At 72.7% G+C, this 16,434-nt stretch carries 12 protein-coding genes and 1 rRNA gene; 4 read left to right on the top strand and 9 right to left on the bottom strand.

The window, feature by feature from the left end; all coding sequences use genetic code 11:
* Positions 1 to 239: 239 nt before the first annotated feature.
* A complete protein-coding gene (locus ABT345_RS21535; protein WP_345084981.1) occupies positions 240 to 671 on the top strand; it encodes an Rv3235 family protein in 432 nt (143 codons plus the stop codon).
* A 189-nt stretch (positions 672 to 860) separates the two neighbouring features.
* On the opposite strand, the gene secA is transcribed toward ABT345_RS21535, so the two are convergent.
* Positions 861 to 3,683: a preprotein translocase subunit SecA gene (gene secA, locus ABT345_RS21530; RefSeq protein ID WP_345084984.1), complete on the bottom strand. Its 2,823-nt coding sequence runs from the start codon at positions 3,681 to 3,683 to the stop codon at positions 861 to 863.
* Positions 3,684 to 3,921: 238 nt separating this feature from the next.
* Here secA and ABT345_RS21525 point away from each other — a divergent pair, with 238 nt between their 5' ends.
* The gene (locus ABT345_RS21525; RefSeq protein WP_345084987.1) at positions 3,922 to 4,533 is read left to right on the top strand and encodes a GNAT family N-acetyltransferase; all 612 of its coding nucleotides are present in this window, start codon (positions 3,922 to 3,924) and stop codon (positions 4,531 to 4,533) included.
* Between the two features lie 57 nt (positions 4,534 to 4,590).
* Positions 4,591 to 5,775 (top strand): winged helix-turn-helix domain-containing protein, encoded by a 1,185-nt coding sequence (locus ABT345_RS21520; RefSeq protein ID WP_345084990.1) that lies wholly within the window; start codon positions 4,591 to 4,593, stop codon positions 5,773 to 5,775.
* Between the two features lie 123 nt (positions 5,776 to 5,898).
* Here ABT345_RS21520 and ABT345_RS21515 read toward each other — a convergent pair whose 3' ends face one another.
* From ABT345_RS21515 to mtnA, 7 genes are all read right to left on the bottom strand, one after another.
* On the bottom strand, positions 5,899 to 6,654 hold the full coding sequence (locus ABT345_RS21515) for a response regulator (RefSeq protein ID WP_345084993.1): 756 nt from the start codon (positions 6,652 to 6,654) through the stop codon (positions 5,899 to 5,901).
* Between the two features lie 224 nt (positions 6,655 to 6,878).
* Positions 6,879 to 7,571 (bottom strand): ribosome hibernation-promoting factor, HPF/YfiA family, encoded by a 693-nt coding sequence (gene hpf / locus ABT345_RS21510; RefSeq protein WP_345084996.1) that lies wholly within the window; start codon positions 7,569 to 7,571, stop codon positions 6,879 to 6,881.
* Between the two features lie 282 nt (positions 7,572 to 7,853).
* Positions 7,854 to 8,645 carry a ComF family protein gene (locus ABT345_RS21505; protein ID WP_345084999.1) on the bottom strand — a complete coding sequence of 264 codons (792 nt, stop codon included), beginning with the start codon at positions 8,643 to 8,645 and terminating at the stop codon, positions 7,854 to 7,856.
* Between the two features lie 87 nt (positions 8,646 to 8,732).
* A complete protein-coding gene (locus tag ABT345_RS21500) occupies positions 8,733 to 10,565 on the bottom strand; it encodes an LpqB family beta-propeller domain-containing protein (protein WP_345085169.1) in 1,833 nt (610 codons plus the stop codon).
* A gap of 82 nt (positions 10,566 to 10,647) precedes the next feature.
* A complete protein-coding gene (gene mtrB, locus ABT345_RS21495; RefSeq protein WP_345085002.1) occupies positions 10,648 to 12,699 on the bottom strand; it encodes an MtrAB system histidine kinase MtrB in 2,052 nt (683 codons plus the stop codon).
* Position 12,700: 1 nt separating this feature from the next.
* Positions 12,701 to 13,378: a two-component system response regulator MtrA gene (gene mtrA / locus ABT345_RS21490; RefSeq protein WP_004000747.1), complete on the bottom strand. Its 678-nt coding sequence runs from the start codon at positions 13,376 to 13,378 to the stop codon at positions 12,701 to 12,703.
* Positions 13,375 to 14,505, bottom strand: coding sequence for an S-methyl-5-thioribose-1-phosphate isomerase (mtnA, locus tag ABT345_RS21485; protein ID WP_345085006.1), 1,131 nt, complete (start codon positions 14,503 to 14,505; stop codon positions 13,375 to 13,377). Before mtnA ends, mtrA begins: the two co-directional genes overlap by 4 nt.
* A 155-nt stretch (positions 14,506 to 14,660) precedes the next feature.
* On the opposite strand from mtnA, the gene ABT345_RS21480 reads away from it, so the two are divergent.
* Complete coding sequence (locus tag ABT345_RS21480; RefSeq protein WP_345085007.1) at positions 14,661 to 15,965, top strand: DUF7847 domain-containing protein; 1,305 nt, start codon at positions 14,661 to 14,663, stop codon at positions 15,963 to 15,965.
* A gap of 381 nt (positions 15,966 to 16,346) precedes the next feature.
* Here the strand turns inward: ABT345_RS21480 and rrf are convergent.
* Positions 16,347 to 16,434, bottom strand: a 5S ribosomal RNA gene (gene rrf / locus ABT345_RS21475); the annotation flags it as partial.

The following is a 16,434-nucleotide window of genomic DNA, read 5'->3' as shown; positions in this document are numbered from 1 at the left end:
GCGCCACCACCCTGGGACCGACCGCCCCGGGCGGCGCCCCGCCCCGCTCACCGGCGGGATGCAGGCCGACGGGCCGCAGCAGCGGCTCCCGCCCAAGCACCGGCCCCAGGGGACGCACGGGCGCCCGACCTACCGGCCGCGCGGGCACGAGGCCCACCGCCGGACGCCCGGGTGCGTGGTCCACCACCGGACACCCGAGTGCGAGGCCCACCGCCGGACGCGCCCTTCCCGGGCACTCCGTGCGCGCCGCGGCCGCGGTCAGCAGGCGGGCGGCGGGTGGTGCCGCGCTGCCGTCGCCCGGCGCGCAGCGGCGCGCGCAGGAGCGCCGGCCGCATCAGTGGTTCGCCCGGCAGCTGCTGTCCACACTCGCCGGTGAGCTGCCCGTCCACGCCCTCCTCGGCCATGCGCTGCCCGCCGCGTACGACCGGCTGATCGAGCTGGCCCCGCTCGCCCCGCTGCGGGGGACGCGGCCGCACGACGCCCCCACCCTCCGGGAGTGCGGGCTGAGCAAGCCGTGCGAGGGCGTGATCGAGGCGTTCGCCCGGATCGCCCACGGCGAGCGGCTGCGCGCCCTCGCCTTCCGGCTGGAGCTGGGCGCCGACGCCCGCTGGCGCTGCGCCGCCCTGGACATCGGCCCGGCCCCGGACGGCCGGGCCACCGGGCAAGGCTGACCCGGCCGCGCCATGCCCGTACCCGTCCCGGCCGCAACCGCCCTGCCCATACGCACGGCAGCCGTGCCCACCACGGCCGTACGCAACGGGCACCCGCACCCGGACGCCCGTGTCCCTCAAGGCGGCCGGGACGCGGAAACGGCGGGGCCCCGGGAACTGCTCCCCGGGGCCCCGCCGTCACTGCTCAGGTCACTTCTTGCGGCGTCGGCCGCCCTTTTGGGCCTTGCGGCGCTCGGCGCGGGTCAGGCCGTCCGCCTCCGAACGGGCCGGGGCGTCGTCGTCGACGAGGTCGCCCTCGATCACGCCGCCCTCGCCGTCGACCGTCGGCGCCGAGAAGTGCAGCCGGTCCGGCCGCTGCGGTGCCTCCAGGCCCTTGGCGTGGATCTCGGGACGGCCCGCACCGGCGGGAACCGCCTCCGCGGCCTCCTTCTCCAGGGACGGCGCCTCGGCGCCCTCCGCCACCGGGACCTCCTCGACCTGCTGCTCCACCTGGACCTCCAGGTTGAACAGATAGCCGACGGACTCCTCCTTGATGCCCTCCATCATGGCGGTGAACATGTCGAAGCCCTCGCGCTGGTACTCGACCAGCGGGTCCTTCTGGGCCATCGCCCGCAGGCCGATGCCCTCCTGGAGGTAGTCCATCTCGTAGAGGTGCTCACGCCACTTGCGGTCCAGGACGGACAGCACCACGCGGCGCTCCAGCTCCCGCATGATGTCGGAGCCGAGCTGCTCCTCGCGGGCGGCGTACTGGGCGGCGATGTCGTCCTTGATCGCCTCGGCGATGAAGTCGGAGGTGATCCCGGCGCGGTCGCCGACCTCGTCCTCCAGCTCCTCGACGGTGACCTTCACCGGGTAGAGCTGCTTGAACGCGCCCCACAGGCGGTCCAGGTCCCACTCCTCCGCGAAGCCCTCGACCGTCTCCGCCTGGATGTAGGCGTCGATGGTGTCGTCCATGAAGTGCTTGACCTGCTCCTGGAGGTCCTCGCCCTCCAGGACGCGGCGGCGCTCGCCGTAGATGACCTCACGCTGGCGGTTGAGCACCTCGTCGTACTTCAGGACGTTCTTCCGCGTCTCGAAGTTCTGCTGCTCGACCTGCGACTGGGCGGAGGCGATGGCCCGGGTGACCATCTTGTTCTCGATCGGGACGTCGTCGGGGACGTTGGCCATGGCCATGACGCGCTCGACCATCTGGGCCTTGAACAGCCGCATCAGGTCATCGCCCAGGGAGAGGTAGAACCGCGACTCGCCCGGGTCGCCCTGACGGCCGGAGCGGCCGCGCAGCTGGTTGTCGATCCGGCGCGACTCGTGGCGCTCGGTGCCCAGGACGTAGAGCCCGCCCAGCTCCTTGACCTCCTCGAACTCCGCCTTCACGGCCGCCTCGGCGCGCTCCAGCGCATCCGGCAGGGCGGCCGCCCACTCCTCGACGTGCTCGACCGGATCCAGACCGCGCTGCCGCAGTTCGGCCTCGGCGAGGTCGTCGGGGTTGCCGCCGAGCTTGATGTCCGTGCCGCGGCCGGCCATGTTCGTGGCGACCGTCACGGCGCCCTTGCGGCCGGCCTGGGCGACGATCGACGCCTCCCGCTCGTGGTGCTTGGCGTTCAGCACCTCGTGGTCGACGCCGCGCTTCTTGAGCTGCTGCGAGAGGTACTCGGACTTCTCGACGGAGGTCGTGCCGACCAGGATCGGCTGGCCCTTCGCGTGCTTCTCGACGATGTCGTCGACCACCGCGTCGAACTTCGCGGGCTCGGTGCGGTAGATCAGGTCGGCCTGGTCCATCCGCTGCATGGGGCGGTTGGTCGGGATCGGGACGACGCCGAGCTTGTAGATCTGGTGGAACTCGGCGGCCTCGGTCATCGCCGTACCGGTCATACCGGAGAGCTTGTTGTAGAGGCGGAAGAAGTTCTGGAGGGTGATCGTGGCGAGCGTCTGGTTCTCGTCCTTGATCTCCACCCCTTCCTTCGCCTCGATGGCCTGGTGCATGCCCTCGTTGTAGCGGCGGCCCGCGAGGATACGGCCGGTGTGCTCGTCGACGATCATGACCTCGCCGTCGATGACGACGTAGTCCTTGTCGTTCTTGAACAGCTCCTTGGCCTTGATGGCGTTGTTGAGGTAGCCGACCAGCGGGGTGTTCACCGACTCGTAGAGGTTGTCGATGCCCAGCCAGTCCTCGACCTTGCTGACGCCGGACTCGTGGATACCGACGGTGCGCTTCTTCTCGTCGATGTCGTAGTCGCCGGTCTCCTCGATGCCGCGCTGCGGGTTGGCGGCCTCGCCCTTCTTCAGGCGGCGTACCAACTTGGCGAAGTCGCCGTACCACTTGGTGGCGGAGTCGGCGGGGCCGGAGATGATCAGCGGCGTACGGGCCTCGTCGACGAGGATGGAGTCGACCTCGTCGACGATCGCGAAGTTGTGGCCCCGCTGGACGAGTTCATCCTTCGACCAGGCCATGTTGTCGCGGAGGTAGTCGAAGCCGAACTCGTTGTTGGTGCCGTACGTGATGTCGCAGCCGTACTGCTCACGGCGCTGCGCCGGGGTCATGTCGGCGAGGATGCAACCGACGTTCAGGCCCAGGAACTTGTGGACCCGGCCCATCATCTCGGAGTCGCGCTCGGCGAGGTAGTCGTTGACCGTGATGAGGTGGACGCCCTCGCCGGAGAGGGCGTTCAGATACGCCGGGAGGGTGCCGACGAGGGTCTTGCCCTCACCGGTCTTCATCTCGGCGACGTATCCCAGGTGAAGGGCCGCGCCACCCATCAGCTGGACGTCGTAGTGACGCTGGCCGAGCACCCGCTTGGCGGCCTCGCGGACCGTGGCGAACGCCTCGGGCAGCAGGTCGTCCAGGCTCTCGCCGTCCTTGTAGCGCTCCTTGTACTCATCGGTCAGCGCCCGCAGCTCGGCGTCGGAGAGGGCCGCGAAGTCCTCTTCGATGGAGTTGACCTGCCCCGCGATGCGGTGCAGTTTGCGCAGGATCTTTCCTTCGCCTGCACGCATGAGCTTGTTGAAGACGGACACTTGGGCTGGTCTCCTTGCCGGTCGGGCCTGCACGGTCGGGTGCGCGGGCGCGGCATCTTTCCAGGGGCAGGCCCCGCCGCAACGGCCATCGTAAAGGAGGACGCCGTCCGGTCGGGAGGTCCGCCGCAGCGAACCCTTCCGGCCCCTCCTCCCATGAACGCGCGAGGCCGCGGGAAGGTGCCGGGCCGGGCGGTGAAATCCCTTCGCCCCCGTGCCCGGGTGGCCGCAGAATCCCTCCATGAGACCCGTCACCCTCACCACGGAGCGCCTGCTGCTGCGCCCGTTCCGGCCCTCGGACGCGCCCGCGGTGCACGCCGCCTGCCAGGATCCGGACATCCCGCGCTGGACCAGCGTCCCGTCCCCGTACACGCTCCGGGACGCCGAGCACTTCACGGGCGCGTTCTCCCCGCAGGGCTGGCACACGGACACCGATCTGTCCTTCGCGGTGCTCACCCGGGAGGCGCAGGCGCTGGTCGGCGCGGTGGGCCTGGTCCGCCTCGACCGTCTGCGCACCCCGGAGCGCCAGGCCGAGCTGGGGTACTGGACCGCCCGGGAGCAGCGCGGCCGGGGCTACACGTCCGAGGCCGCCGCCGCGGTGGCGCGCTGGGCCTTCCGCGATCTGGGCGTGGAGCGCCTGGAGTGGCGCGCCGAGGCCGGCAACCACGGCTCGTGGGCGGTCGCCCGCCGCACCGGCTTCCACCGGGAGGGCACCCTCCGCGGCGAGCTGGTACGCGGCGGAACCCGCCGGGACGTCTGGGTCGGCTCGCTCCTCCCCTCCGACCTGCCGGACCTCGGCGCCCCGTCCGGCGAGCCCGCGGCGCGGACGCCGTATCTGCCGTACGGGGAGTGACGGGCCGGGCCGCGGCGGCGCGGGGCGTTGTCAGTGGTCGCCCCTAGTCTGTGCCGCATGACCGCCGTGACTTCGCAACCGCGCTCCGTGACCGCACTCTCCCGTGACGAGGCGCGGCGGCTGGCCCTGCGCGCCCAGGGCCTGCTGGGGGCGGACGGCCGCCGCGCCGGGGTCCGCGGGGTGCTGCGCCGCCTCGGATCGGTGCAGCTCGACACGATCTCGGTGCTCGCCCGCTCGCACGAGCTGATCCCGTACAGCCGCCTCGGCGCCCTCGACCGTACGGAGATCGAGGCCGCCTACTGGAGCGGCGACCGCAGCTTCGAGTACTGGTCGCACGCCGCCTGCATCCTGCCCGTCGAGGAGTGGCCGCTCTTCGCCTTCCGCCGCCGCGCCTACCGCTCCCGCCCGCACTGGCACCACGAGCTGTCCCCCGGCGCCTACGACGCGGTCCTCACGCAGCTGCGCGAGCGCGGCCCGCTCACCGCGAGCCAGCTGGGCGGCGCGAAGAACGGCGGCGAGTGGTGGGACTGGAGCGCGTCGAAGATCGCGGTGGAGCGCGCCCTGATGTACGGCGAGGTGGTCTGCACCCGGCGCAGCGGCTGGAAGCGGGTCTACGACCTCGCCGAGCGCGCGATACCGGCCCCGCTGCTGACGGACGAGCCGACGGATGAGGAGTGCCTGCGCCGGCTGGTGGCGCAGGCGGGCGCGGCGATGGGCGTCGCCACCCGCGCCGATCTCGCGGACTACCACCGCCTCAAGGCCGCGCAGGTCGACGCCGTGCTGGCGGACTCCGGGCTGGTGCCGGTCGAGGTCGAGGGCTGGCCCCAGCCCGCCTGGGCCGATCCCGCGGCGCTCGCTGCGCCGCCCCGCGGCCGCCATCGCACGACGCTGCTCTCCCCGTTCGACTCCCTCATCTGGGACCGCCCGCGCACCGAGCGGATCTTCGGCTTCACCCACCGCCTGGAGGCGTACGTCCCGCGCGCCCGGCGGATACACGGCTATTTCGTGATGCCGCTGCTGTCCGGAGGCCGGCTGATCGGCCGGGTCGACCCGGCCCGCGAGGGCACCACCCTCGTCGCCCGCCAGGTGTCGCTGGACGGCCCCAAGGCGGTCCGCCCGATGGCACAGGCGCTCTACGAGGCGGCGAGCTGGGTGGGATGCGACACCGTACGGGTGGAGCGCTGCGACGATCCGGCGCTGGACGCCGCGCTGCGCCGGGAACTGATATCTCTCGGCGGCTGACCTGGGCGGCGCGGATCGGCCTGGCCGGAGCGGGGCAGCCGGGGCGCGCGTGAAGCCGACCGGGCCGCACGCGAAGAGGCGCGGGGGCCGGGAGCCGGGGCGGGCCCGGCGCCCGCCCGGCCCTCACCGGATTTCGAGGATCTTCTCCCGCATCGCGTACACCACCGCTTCCATCCGGGAGTGCAGCTGCAGCTTCTCCAGGATGTTGCGGACGTGGTTCTTCACGGTGTTCTCGGAGATGAAGAGTTCCTTGGCGATGTCGCGGTTGTTCATGCCGGTGGCGACGAGCTTGAGGACCTCCAGCTCCCGGTCGGTGAGCCGGGGCGCGGGCACCAGACGCCGCTCGTCGGTGCGCTGGATCATCGACTTGAACTCGGTCAGCAGCTTGGACGCCATCGAGGGGCTGATCTGCGACTGCCCGTCCGCGACCGCCCGGATGGCGGTGGCCACCTCGTCCGTGGAGATCTCCTTGAGCAGATAGCCGGTGGCGCCGGCCTTGATCGCCTCGTAGAGATCGGCCTCCTCATCGCTGATCGTCAGCATGATGATCTTCGCGCTGGGGGCCACCTCCTTGATGGCGGTGCACGCCTCGATACCGCCGCGCCGGGGCATCCGTACGTCCATCAGCACGATGTCGGGCAGCAGATCGGCGGCCTTCTCCACCGCCTCGGCGCCGTCCCCGGCCTCGCCGATGACCTGGATGTCCTCCTCCTGGGCCAGCACGATCTCCAGGCCCCGCCGGAAGAGTGCGTGGTCGTCCACCACCAGCACCCGGATCGGCTCCTTGCGTGACGGCTCCGTTCCCCTCCCGAACGCGTCACCGGCGCCGTTACCGCCGTCGTCCGCGTCGCCGCGCACGGGTCCGAAGCTGTCCCCCATCGTCCCTCCCCGTCAACTGCCCGGCCCGATGGCCAGAGCTTGGACACAAGGCTGGTTGACAACAGCCCCCGCGGCCAGCCCGATCAACGCCATACGGCCGCGTCCCCGGCACCCCAGGTGCCCCCGCGCCATGGCCCGGCACAACTCTATACGGCATCAACTCCTCCCCCTTGCAGGCGCAATGGTGCCCCCGGGCGCACGCCGGGGGCACCACAGGGATGAGGTCAGCCGCCGAGTGCGCCCCCCGCGCCCCCGGCTCCTTCCTCCCCGAACGAATCGGGGTTCAGGTGGATGACGCCGTAGTCGTAGCCGTGCCGCCGGTAGACGACACTGGGCTGCTTCGTCTCGGCGTCGACGAAGAGATAGAAGTCGTGACCGACCAACTCCATCTCGTAGAGCGCCTGGTCGAGTGCCATGGGCGCCGCGGAGTGGGTCTTCTCGCGGACGACCAGCGGGCCGTCCCCCTGGACGTCCAGGGACGCCACCCTCTTGGTGGGCACCTGGTCCTCGGACAGCGCCTCCGTGGCGAGCTCCCCGTTGGGCTTGAGGTTCGCGGCGTCGGGGACGCTCACCGCGACGTCGCTGGCCGGGATGCGGCCGCTGCCCCGACGGGAGAAGCGCTTGTCGTGCTGCTTGCGCAGCCGTGCCTCCAGCTTCGCGGTGGCCAGATCCAGCGCGGCGTACGGATCGCCTGCCGCAGCCTCGGCCCGGACCACCGGGCCGCGGGAGCGAAGGGTGATCTCCACCCGGTCGGAACGGTCGGCCTGCCGCGGGTTCGGCTCCTTGGACACTTCGACGTCCAGGCTGATCACCTTGCCGTCGAGCTTCTGGACCTTATCCAGCTTCAGCTTCTCGGCCACGTGCTTGCGGAACCGCTCGGGCACCTCGGTCTTGCGGCCCTTGACGACGATGTCCACGCAGAACTCCGTTCCCGGATCGCTCCGCCCGGAAGGCGGTGCGATTCCTTCTTGCACCAGGCTCCGGTGAGTGCCGAAGCCTCGGACTTGGCGACTTTCACCTCCTCCTCCCCCGGGGACGGGCTCTCCACTCTCCTGATTTCAGGGTCGCGGCAAACGGCCTCATACGCACCCAGCACGACATTCGAGGCAAAGCGTCTGCCAAGTCCTCACAACCGAACATAGCTCTCTCCGGCGGGTGTCGGCACCCCCTCGCGGTCACCAGTTGCGTTCGAGTGGATTTCACCCCTCCGGAGCCGTCCCGTCACCGCTGTTTCCCCTGCTGTCCTCGGAACGTCCGCATTCCGGCCCTGGTTCCGGTCGGACGGCGAACGCCGACCCCGGAGCGGCCACCACGGCCGCCCCCAGCGCCCGGCCGCCCGCCGCCGCCACCGCCCGCCCGGCCTCGGCGAGCGTCGCCCCCGTGGTCACCAGGTCGTCCACCAGCACCATCCGCTCCGCCGCCACCGCTCCGGCGGCCCCGCCCCGGACCTCCAGGGCCCCGGCGAGATTGACGAGCCGCTCCCGGGCGCCCAGCCCCGCCTGGTCCGCCACCGCCCGGCACTGCCGCAGCCCGGGCCACACCCGCGCCGCCCGGCCCGTCCGCCGCAGCTCACGGGCGGCCGCGTACGCCAGCCGGCGCACCGGGTCGTGCCCGCGCCCGGCCACCGCCCGCCGCGCCGACGGCACCGGGACCAGCACCACCGGACCCGCCCGCGGGCCCGCGCCGCCCTGCCGCCCGCACAGCCCCCGTACCGCGCCCGCCAGCGCCGCGCCCAGCGGCTCGGCCAGCCGGAGGGCGCCCCGTTCCTTGTGCGCGAGCAGCACCGCCCGCACCTCGCCGGCGTAGACCGCCCCCGCCCACACCTCGGGCAGCCCGGCCGGCGGCGGGTCCGGGCGCACCCGGGCCGCGCCGCGTCCGCCGCGCGCCAGCCGCCGGCGGCACGGCCCGCACAGCTCCGTCCGCGGCAGCCCGCACCCGGCACACTCCACCGGCAGCACCAGCCCGGCCAGCTCCCGCCACAACCTCCGCATGGCTCCACTGTCACGCGCGGGCCAGCTCGTCACCAGCCCTGTGGACAACCGCCCGGCGCACCGGCCCCCGGCCGCGTCACCGCGCACTCACCCCGGGTAGACCGGCGCCGAACCGTCCTTCGCCACGGTCTTCCAATTGGCGTCCGGCGGCAACCGGACGATGCCGTCGACGGCGTCCGCGATCAGCGGGCGGGACTCGTCCTCGGACGCGGCCACCGCCTTGACGCCCGTGACCCCGGGCAGGCTCGGCACGTTCGACGCGGACCCGTCGGTCTCCATGAACTGCATCTGCTGCACGCCGCCCGACTCGCGGCCCACGACCACCAGCCGGCTGCCGCCCGCCCAGGACGCCGCGACCACATCCTCCAACTGGGGCGCGATCGGCCGCAGTTCCTCGACCGACAGCAGCGGGCGCGCCGACGAACCGCCCCGCTCGACCCGGCCGAGCTGCAGCGTCGTCCGCCCGCCGTCCTCCACGAGGATCGCTATCCGGATGCCGTCGGCGGCCATCCGGATCGCCTTGATCCGCCGGTCACCCAACCCGGGCACCGCCACCTGCTCCGGATCGCCCTTGCCCTCGCGCATCCGCAGCAGCCGCGAGCCGTGGGCGGTGCGCTCGGCGACCCACAGATCACCCAGACCGTCCCAACTGGGCGCCGTCAGACCGTCCTTGACCGCGCTGGTCAGCATCGGTCCGCCCCGCTCCGCGCCGTCCTCCAGCGCGGCGACGTACAACGACCTGCCATCGGTCGACACCCCGGCGGCGGTGCGCTCGTCCCGGGCGACGGCGACCGAGCCCAGCGGCGTCTTGCCGGTACCGAACGGGCCGCGCACCGGCGACGCCTCGGCCGCGGTGTCCGACAGCGCGACGAGCCGGTGCTCGGCGTCGAGGTAGTACTCGTCCGCCGGCCCCCCGGTGCGCGGCTGCGGCGCGAAGTCCCGCTCCGCCCGGCTCTGGCTCAGGACGCACAGCGAGTTGCCGTTGTTGTCCTGCAGCTCCACCTCGCTGATCTTCGACGCCCGGGTCATGTCCTGGACGGTGAAGAACAACTGAGCCGCCATCCGCCGGCACTGCCCGGTGTCGGTGCTCACCGCCTCCTTGGTGAGCTTGACCCGCAGCGCGTTGGAGTCGTCGAGCGACAGGCTGCGGCTGGCCAGCCGGGTGCGGGAGGGGAACTCCGAGACGGTGACCTGGTTGAGCCAGTTGGTCGGCCCGTCCAGCAGCGCCTGCACGCTCGCCGTGATCGGATCTATCCGCCGCCGCAGGTAGACGGGGTCGGCGACCAGGACGTTACGGCGCGCCTTGGGCTCCTGCGACTCCGTCTTGTAGGACGCGAAGTAGAACTTGTTGACCGACTGATAGATGCGCTGGAAGTCGGACTGCCCGAGCACCAGCCCGTTGGGCAGCCGGTCGATCCGCCACTGCCCCTTCTCCTTGATGAGGTGGATCGTGCGGTGGTACGGCTTCTCCTCCGGCGTGTACGCGTGCGCGGCGTCCACCGTGGCGACCTGACTGCCCGACAGCGTGACGGTGTATCCGTCGCGGTCCCCGCGGACCTGCGGCCCGTTCTCCGGCTTGGGACGCTCCTGGAGCACGTTCGTCACCAGGAACGGCCGCCACGTCCGCCGCGCCGACTGCGCCAGATACTGCGTGGCCGTCCGGAAGTCCGCCTCGTCGCTGGTGGTCGCGTCCAGGAAGCTGCGGACGATGTTGGTCGGCTGCGCACCGGCCTGCGGCGGCACGCCGTACACCCGCACCTGCGAATCGCCGTCCGCGCGCGGGGACTGGTCGACCGGCTTGACGTCCCCGCTCTCCGGCATCGAGGCACAACCCGCCAGCACCAGCGCCGCGGACCCCAGCAGCGCGACGCCCCGGACCCGGCGACGGCGCGCCCCGGGGGCGACCCGGGGACGCGGCACCTCGGCGCCCGCCTCCTCCGGCCCCGCGGCGCCCCTGTCCCGGCCCGTCCCGGAGGCCGCGGCCTCCCGCTGTCGTCCCTGCTCAGCGCCCACGCAGCTCACCTTCCCGGTCCCCGCCCCGTACGCCGTCGGCCGGGTCGCCCGACCGGGCCGCCTCCCCGGCGCGCGCCTGCGCCCCGCGCGCCGCCCTGTCGTCCCGTACGCCCTCCGGCGACGCACCGGGCTCCGACGGGCCGGCGGGCAGCGCCCGGCGGGACGGCGCCGGAAGGGCGGCGGGCGTACGGGCACCGGGCCGCCGCCGGCCCGCGGCCGCCGCCGCGCGGTTGCGCCGCGAGTCCTCCGGCTCCAACGGGATCGGCGAACCCCGCAGCGCCTCCCCCGCCGTCCGCGGCAGGGTCAGCCGGAACTGCGAACCGCCACCGGGCTCGCCCCACGCCTGGAGCCAGCCGCCGTGCAGCCGGGCGTCCTCGACGGCGATCGACAGGCCCAGGCCCGTACCGCCCGTCGTCCGCGCCCGCGCCGGATCCGCGCGCCAGAAACGGTTGAACACCCGGGCCGCCTCGCCCGGCTTCAGCCCCACGCCGTAGTCGCGCACCGCCACCGCCACCGCACCGCCACTGGGGCCGCCGGCCGACGCCAGCCGCACCACCACATCGCGGCCCTCACCGTGCTCCACGGCGTTGACGACGAGATTGCGCAGCACCCGCTCGACCCGCCGGGAGTCCGCCTCGGCGATCACCGGCTGCTCGGCGCCGCGCACCACGATCCGCGTCCCGGTCCGCTCGGCCAGCGGCTCGGCGCCCTCGATCACGCGCTGCACCACGTCCCGCAGATCGACCGGCCCGGCCTCCAGCGCCGCCGCACCGGCATCGAACCGGCTGATCTCCAGCAGCTCCGCCAGCAGCGACTCGAAGCGGTCCAGCTGGCCGCGGAGCAGCTCCGCGGAGCGCTTGGTGGCCGGGTCGAAGTCCTCGCGCGCCTCGTGGATGATGTCCGCCGCCATCCGGACCGTCGTCAGCGGCGTCCGCAGCTCGTGCGAGACGTCCGAGACGAAGCGGCGCTGCATCCGCGACAGCTCCTCCAGCTGCTGGATCTTGAGCTGGAGGTTCTGCGCCATCTTGTTGAACGATTCACCCAGACGAGCGATGTCGTCCTCGCCGGAGACCTTCATCCGCTCCTGGAGCAGCCCGGCGGCCAGCCGCTCGGAGATCCCCGCGGCCATCCGCACCGGCGTGACGACCTGCCGGACGACGAGCCAGGCGATGGCGCCGAGCAGGATCACCACGAACACCCCGGCGGTCGCCAGCGTGCCCGTGACCAGCTTCAGCGTCTCCGCCTCCTGCGTGAACGGGAAGAGGTAGTACAGCTGGAACTGATTGCCGTTCACGTCGTTGAGGCGCTTGCCGATGATCAGCGCCGGCCGGCCCTCGTCGGAGCCGATCCGCTTGATCTGCGTGTACTGCCGGAACGTGCCCGCCCGGGCATCCAGCTTCCGCCGCAGCTCCGGCGGCACGCTCGCCTCCGGATCGACGTCCCCGGAGGCACGCGGCCCCCGGGTGCCCCGGCTGGCGTCGCCGAACGGCTCGTCGGAGTCCGAGCTGAGCGCCACGACGGAGAAGACACCCTGGCCACCGCTGGCCAGCTGCTCGACCAGACCGGTCAGCCAGGTAGCGGAATCCTGGGCCCCGCGGCCCCCGGAGCGCCCGGTGTCGTCACCCGCGGTCGCACCGGCGCCCGCCCCCGCACCGTCGGCGAGCTTCTGCGCCACGCCGAAACCGCCCGCCGCCTGACTCTGCGCGGCCTGCGCCTTCGCGGTGAGCAGCCCGTTACGGACCTGCCCGACGACGACCACGCCGAGCAGCAACACCACGACCAGCGACATCAGCAGCGTCGAGGCGACGACCCGCAGCTGGATGTTGCGCCGCCACAGCCGCACCGCGGGCAGCAGCGGCCGCCGCACCCAGCGGCTGAACAGCCGCAGCAACGGATGCACCGGACCGCTGACCGCCCCGTCGGGCAGCAGCTGACCGCCACGCAGCAGCCGCGCGAACACCCTCGCCGAGAGGGACGTTCCGCGTACCGGGTCGGTGGAACGCCCCCGCCTGTCCTCCGGGGACGCACCGGTCCGGCTCATATCAGCTGGGCCCGGCCTTGTAGCCGACGCCGCGCACGGTCACCACGATCTCGGGCCGCTCCGGGTCCTTCTCGACCTTGGAGCGCAACCGCTGCACATGGACGTTGACGAGCCGGGTGTCGGCGGCGTGGCGGTAGCCCCACACCTGCTCCAGCAGCACCTCGCGGGTGAACACCTGCCAGGGCTTGCGGGCCAGCGCCACCAGCAGGTCGAACTCCAGCGGCGTCAGCGCGATGGACTGCCCGTCCCGCTTCACCGAGTGCCCGGCGACATCGATGACCAGGTCACCGATGGCCAGCTGCTCGGGCGCCGGCTCCTCCGACCGCCGCAGCCGGGCCCGTATCCGGGCGACCAGCTCCTTGGGCTTGAACGGCTTGACGATGTAGTCGTCCGCCCCCGATTCGAGGCCGACCACCACATCCACGGTGTCGCTCTTGGCCGTCAGCATCACGATCGGCACCCCGGACTCGGCCCGGATCAGCCGGCACACCTCGATGCCGTCCCGTCCGGGGAGCATCAGGTCGAGCAGCACAAGATCGGGCTTGGACTCGCGGAAGGCGGCGAGCGCCTTGTCACCGTCCGCCACGAACGACGGTTCAAAGCCTTCGCCGCGCAGCACGATGCCGAGCATCTCTGCCAGTGCGGTGTCGTCGTCGACGACGAGGACGCGTCCCTTCATTCGGCCATCATCCCATTACCTGATCGTGACGTACTCCAACGTGACGTGGAACACAACTTCGCAAGGCCGTCCCGGTTCACCGGCGAGACCACCCCCGCCTCCGTCACGATCGCCGTCACCAGCTCCGCTGGTGTCACATCGAACGCCGGGTTGTACGCCGGGGCGCCCGCCGGAGCGACGGGAAGCGTTCCGGAAATCTCCGTCACCTCACCCGCCGGACGCTGCTCCACGGCGATGTCCGCGCCCCGCTCCGTCGCCGGATCGACGGTGCTCAACGGCGCCACCACCACGAACGGCACCCCGTGGTGCCGGGCCAGCACCGCCAGCGGATAGCTGCCCACCTTGTTGGCCACCGAGCCGTCCGCCGCGATCCGGTCCGCACCGATCAGCACCGCGTCCACCTCCCCCGCCGCGAACAGCGAACCCGCCGCCCCGTCCGCCAGCACCGTGTACGGCATCCCGGCCCGCCCCGCCTCGTACGCGGTCAGCCGCGCGCCCTGGAGCAGCGGCCGGGTCTCGTCCACCCACAGCCGGCGCAGCGCGCCCTGCCGGTGCGCGGCGAGCACCACCGCCAGCGCGGTCCCCTCGCCCCCGGACACCAGGGCGCCCGTGTTGCAGTGGGTGAGGATCCGGTGCCCGCCGCCGGGCCGCAGCTCACCGAGGAGCGCCAGGCCGTGGCGTGCCATCCGCGCACTGGCCTCGGCGTCCTCCGCATGCACCGCCCGCGCCTCGGCCAGCGCAGCCGCCGCGGCCGCCGCCGGGCCCGCCCCCGACGCGGCACGGTGGGCACCGGCCGCCCGTCGCACCCCGTATCCGAGGTTGACCGCCGTCGGCCGGGCATGCGCCAGCTCCTCGGCCGCCGCCGGCACATCGTCACCGCGCGCCGCGGCCAACGCGACGCCGTACGCGCCCGCGATGCCCAGCAGCGGCGCCCCGCGCACCGCCAGCGTCCGTATCGCCCGCACCAGCTGCGGCACATCCGCGCAGATCAGCTCGGTCTCCTCGGCGGGCAACCGGGTCTGGTCCAGCAGCACCACCGCGGGTCCTTCGGGCGGGTCCGCCCACCGCAGCGACGGGACGACGGGCGCCGCGGCGCCGGTCTCGGGTACCTCGTGACGTTCGGCCATCCGCCCAGTCTGCCGCCGGACACGACCCGAACAGAACCTCACCGCCCTCCCAGGCCACAGGCACCGGGCCGCACCCGCCATGACACGATGACTGCCACCGCTGACGCCGGTCCCCGACCGCCACGGCGGCGGCCGGGAAGCATGAAGGAGCGACGATGAACAACTCTCCGGGCTGGGCCTCGCCCGGATCCGCCCCCTCCGACGAACCGGACCGCGGCGACCGGGCACCATCCGACCGCACCCCCGCACCGGACGACCACCCCGGCGAGGAGGCGTCGCCACCGCCGCAGTGGTCGAAGCAACAGCCGCCCGCCGGCCAGTGGTCCCCGCCCGCGGGCGTGCCCGGCCCCCGGGGCCGCGCCACCGCCGGTCACGGAGCGGGCGGCCAGGTACCGGGCGGTCCGCCGTGGGGCGGCGGCTGGGCACCGGTCCCGCCCGCCGCGAAGCCCGGCGTCATCCCGCTGCGGCCGCTGCGCGTCGGGGAGATCCTCGACGGCGCGCTCTCGACGCTCCGCGTCCACTGGCGCACCGTCGTCGGGATCTCGCTGGTCATCGCCGTCGTGGCACAGCTCGCCATCACCCTGGTGACGGGCCTGTGGTTCCCGGACAGCGGCCGCACCCCCGTACTGCGCGGCGAGTCCACCGAGGAGATCGTCAAAGCGTTCCGCGACCTGGAGAAGTCCCTCCTCGGCAGCGGCATCACCTCGCTGATCGGGCTGCTCGCCACGATCTTCGTCACGGGCCTGCTGACCATGATCGTCAGCCGCGCCGTCCTCGGCCGCCCGGTCACCGCCGGCGAGGCCTGGCGCGACGCCCGCCCCCAGCTGCCCCGCCTCTGCGGCCTCCTCTTCCTGCTGACGCTGCTGCTCACCGCCGTGATCCTGGTGTGCACCCTGCCGGGCGGCCTTGTCATGGCGCTCGGCTCCGCACCCGCCGGATTCGCCCTCGGCACGCTGGGCCTGCTGGCCGGCGGCGCCCTGGCCGTCTGGCTGTGGGTACGGTTCAGCCTCGCCCCGCCGGCCCTGATGCTGGAGAAGCAGGGCGTCCTCGCCTCCATGCGCCGCTCCGCGAAGCTGGTACGCGGCTCCTGGTGGCGCATCCTGGGCATCCAGCTGCTGATGTACGTGATCGTCGGCGTCATCGAGTTCGTCGTCCAGATCCCCGTCACGCTGATCGCCTTCATCATCGACGGCGACGGCCTCCTGAACTGGATGAGCGGCCCCACCGAGGCCACCGGCTGGACCTTCCTGACCCTCCTGGGCATCGGCGCGGTCATCGGCTCCGCCCTCACCTTCCCGCTCAGCGCAGGCGTGACGGCCCTCCTCTACATGGACCAGCGCATCCGCCGCGAGTCCCTCGACATCGAACTCGCCCACGCCGCCGGCCTCACGGACTACGACACTCCCGCCCCCGCCGGCAACATCCCCAACCAGTCCACGAACGACGAACCGAAGCACTGACCCCACAGGGCCCGGAAAGCCCCTAGGCCCTGCCAGGACCGGCACTCCGCCCCGTCTCTCCTCCGGGAGGCGGGGCGGAACCGTATCCGCTCCCTTTCCTCCCCTTTTCCCGACGCCACCGGCCGGCTCCGCGCCGCCTCCCGTCCCCCGAGCCACCCGCCTCAGCAGCCCGTACGCCAACTTCCGAGCCCTTCCGGACGCTCTTAGCCCTTCCGGACGCTTTGAGGGCTACGCAGCCAATCGCCCGGCTCCACGCACCACCAGCAATTCCTACAGCCAGCGCCCGCCGCCGGGGACCAGCGAAATCCGGATCCTGAAACACAAAAAAGCTCCGGCCCCCAGGAACCATCACTGATTCCCGGAGACCGGAGCTAAAAAATTGTTCGGCGGCGTCCTACTCTCCCACAGAGTCCCCTCTGCAGTACCATCGGCGCTGAAAGGCTTAGCTTCCGGGTTCGGAATGTAACCG

Origin of the sequence: Streptomyces sp. NPDC000404, from assembly GCF_040300365.1 — a bacterium.
In the GTDB taxonomy this organism is placed as follows: Bacteria; Actinomycetota; Actinomycetes; order Streptomycetales; family Streptomycetaceae; genus Streptomyces; species Streptomyces ramulosus.
This window is presented reverse-complemented; position numbering and strand designations above follow the sequence as displayed.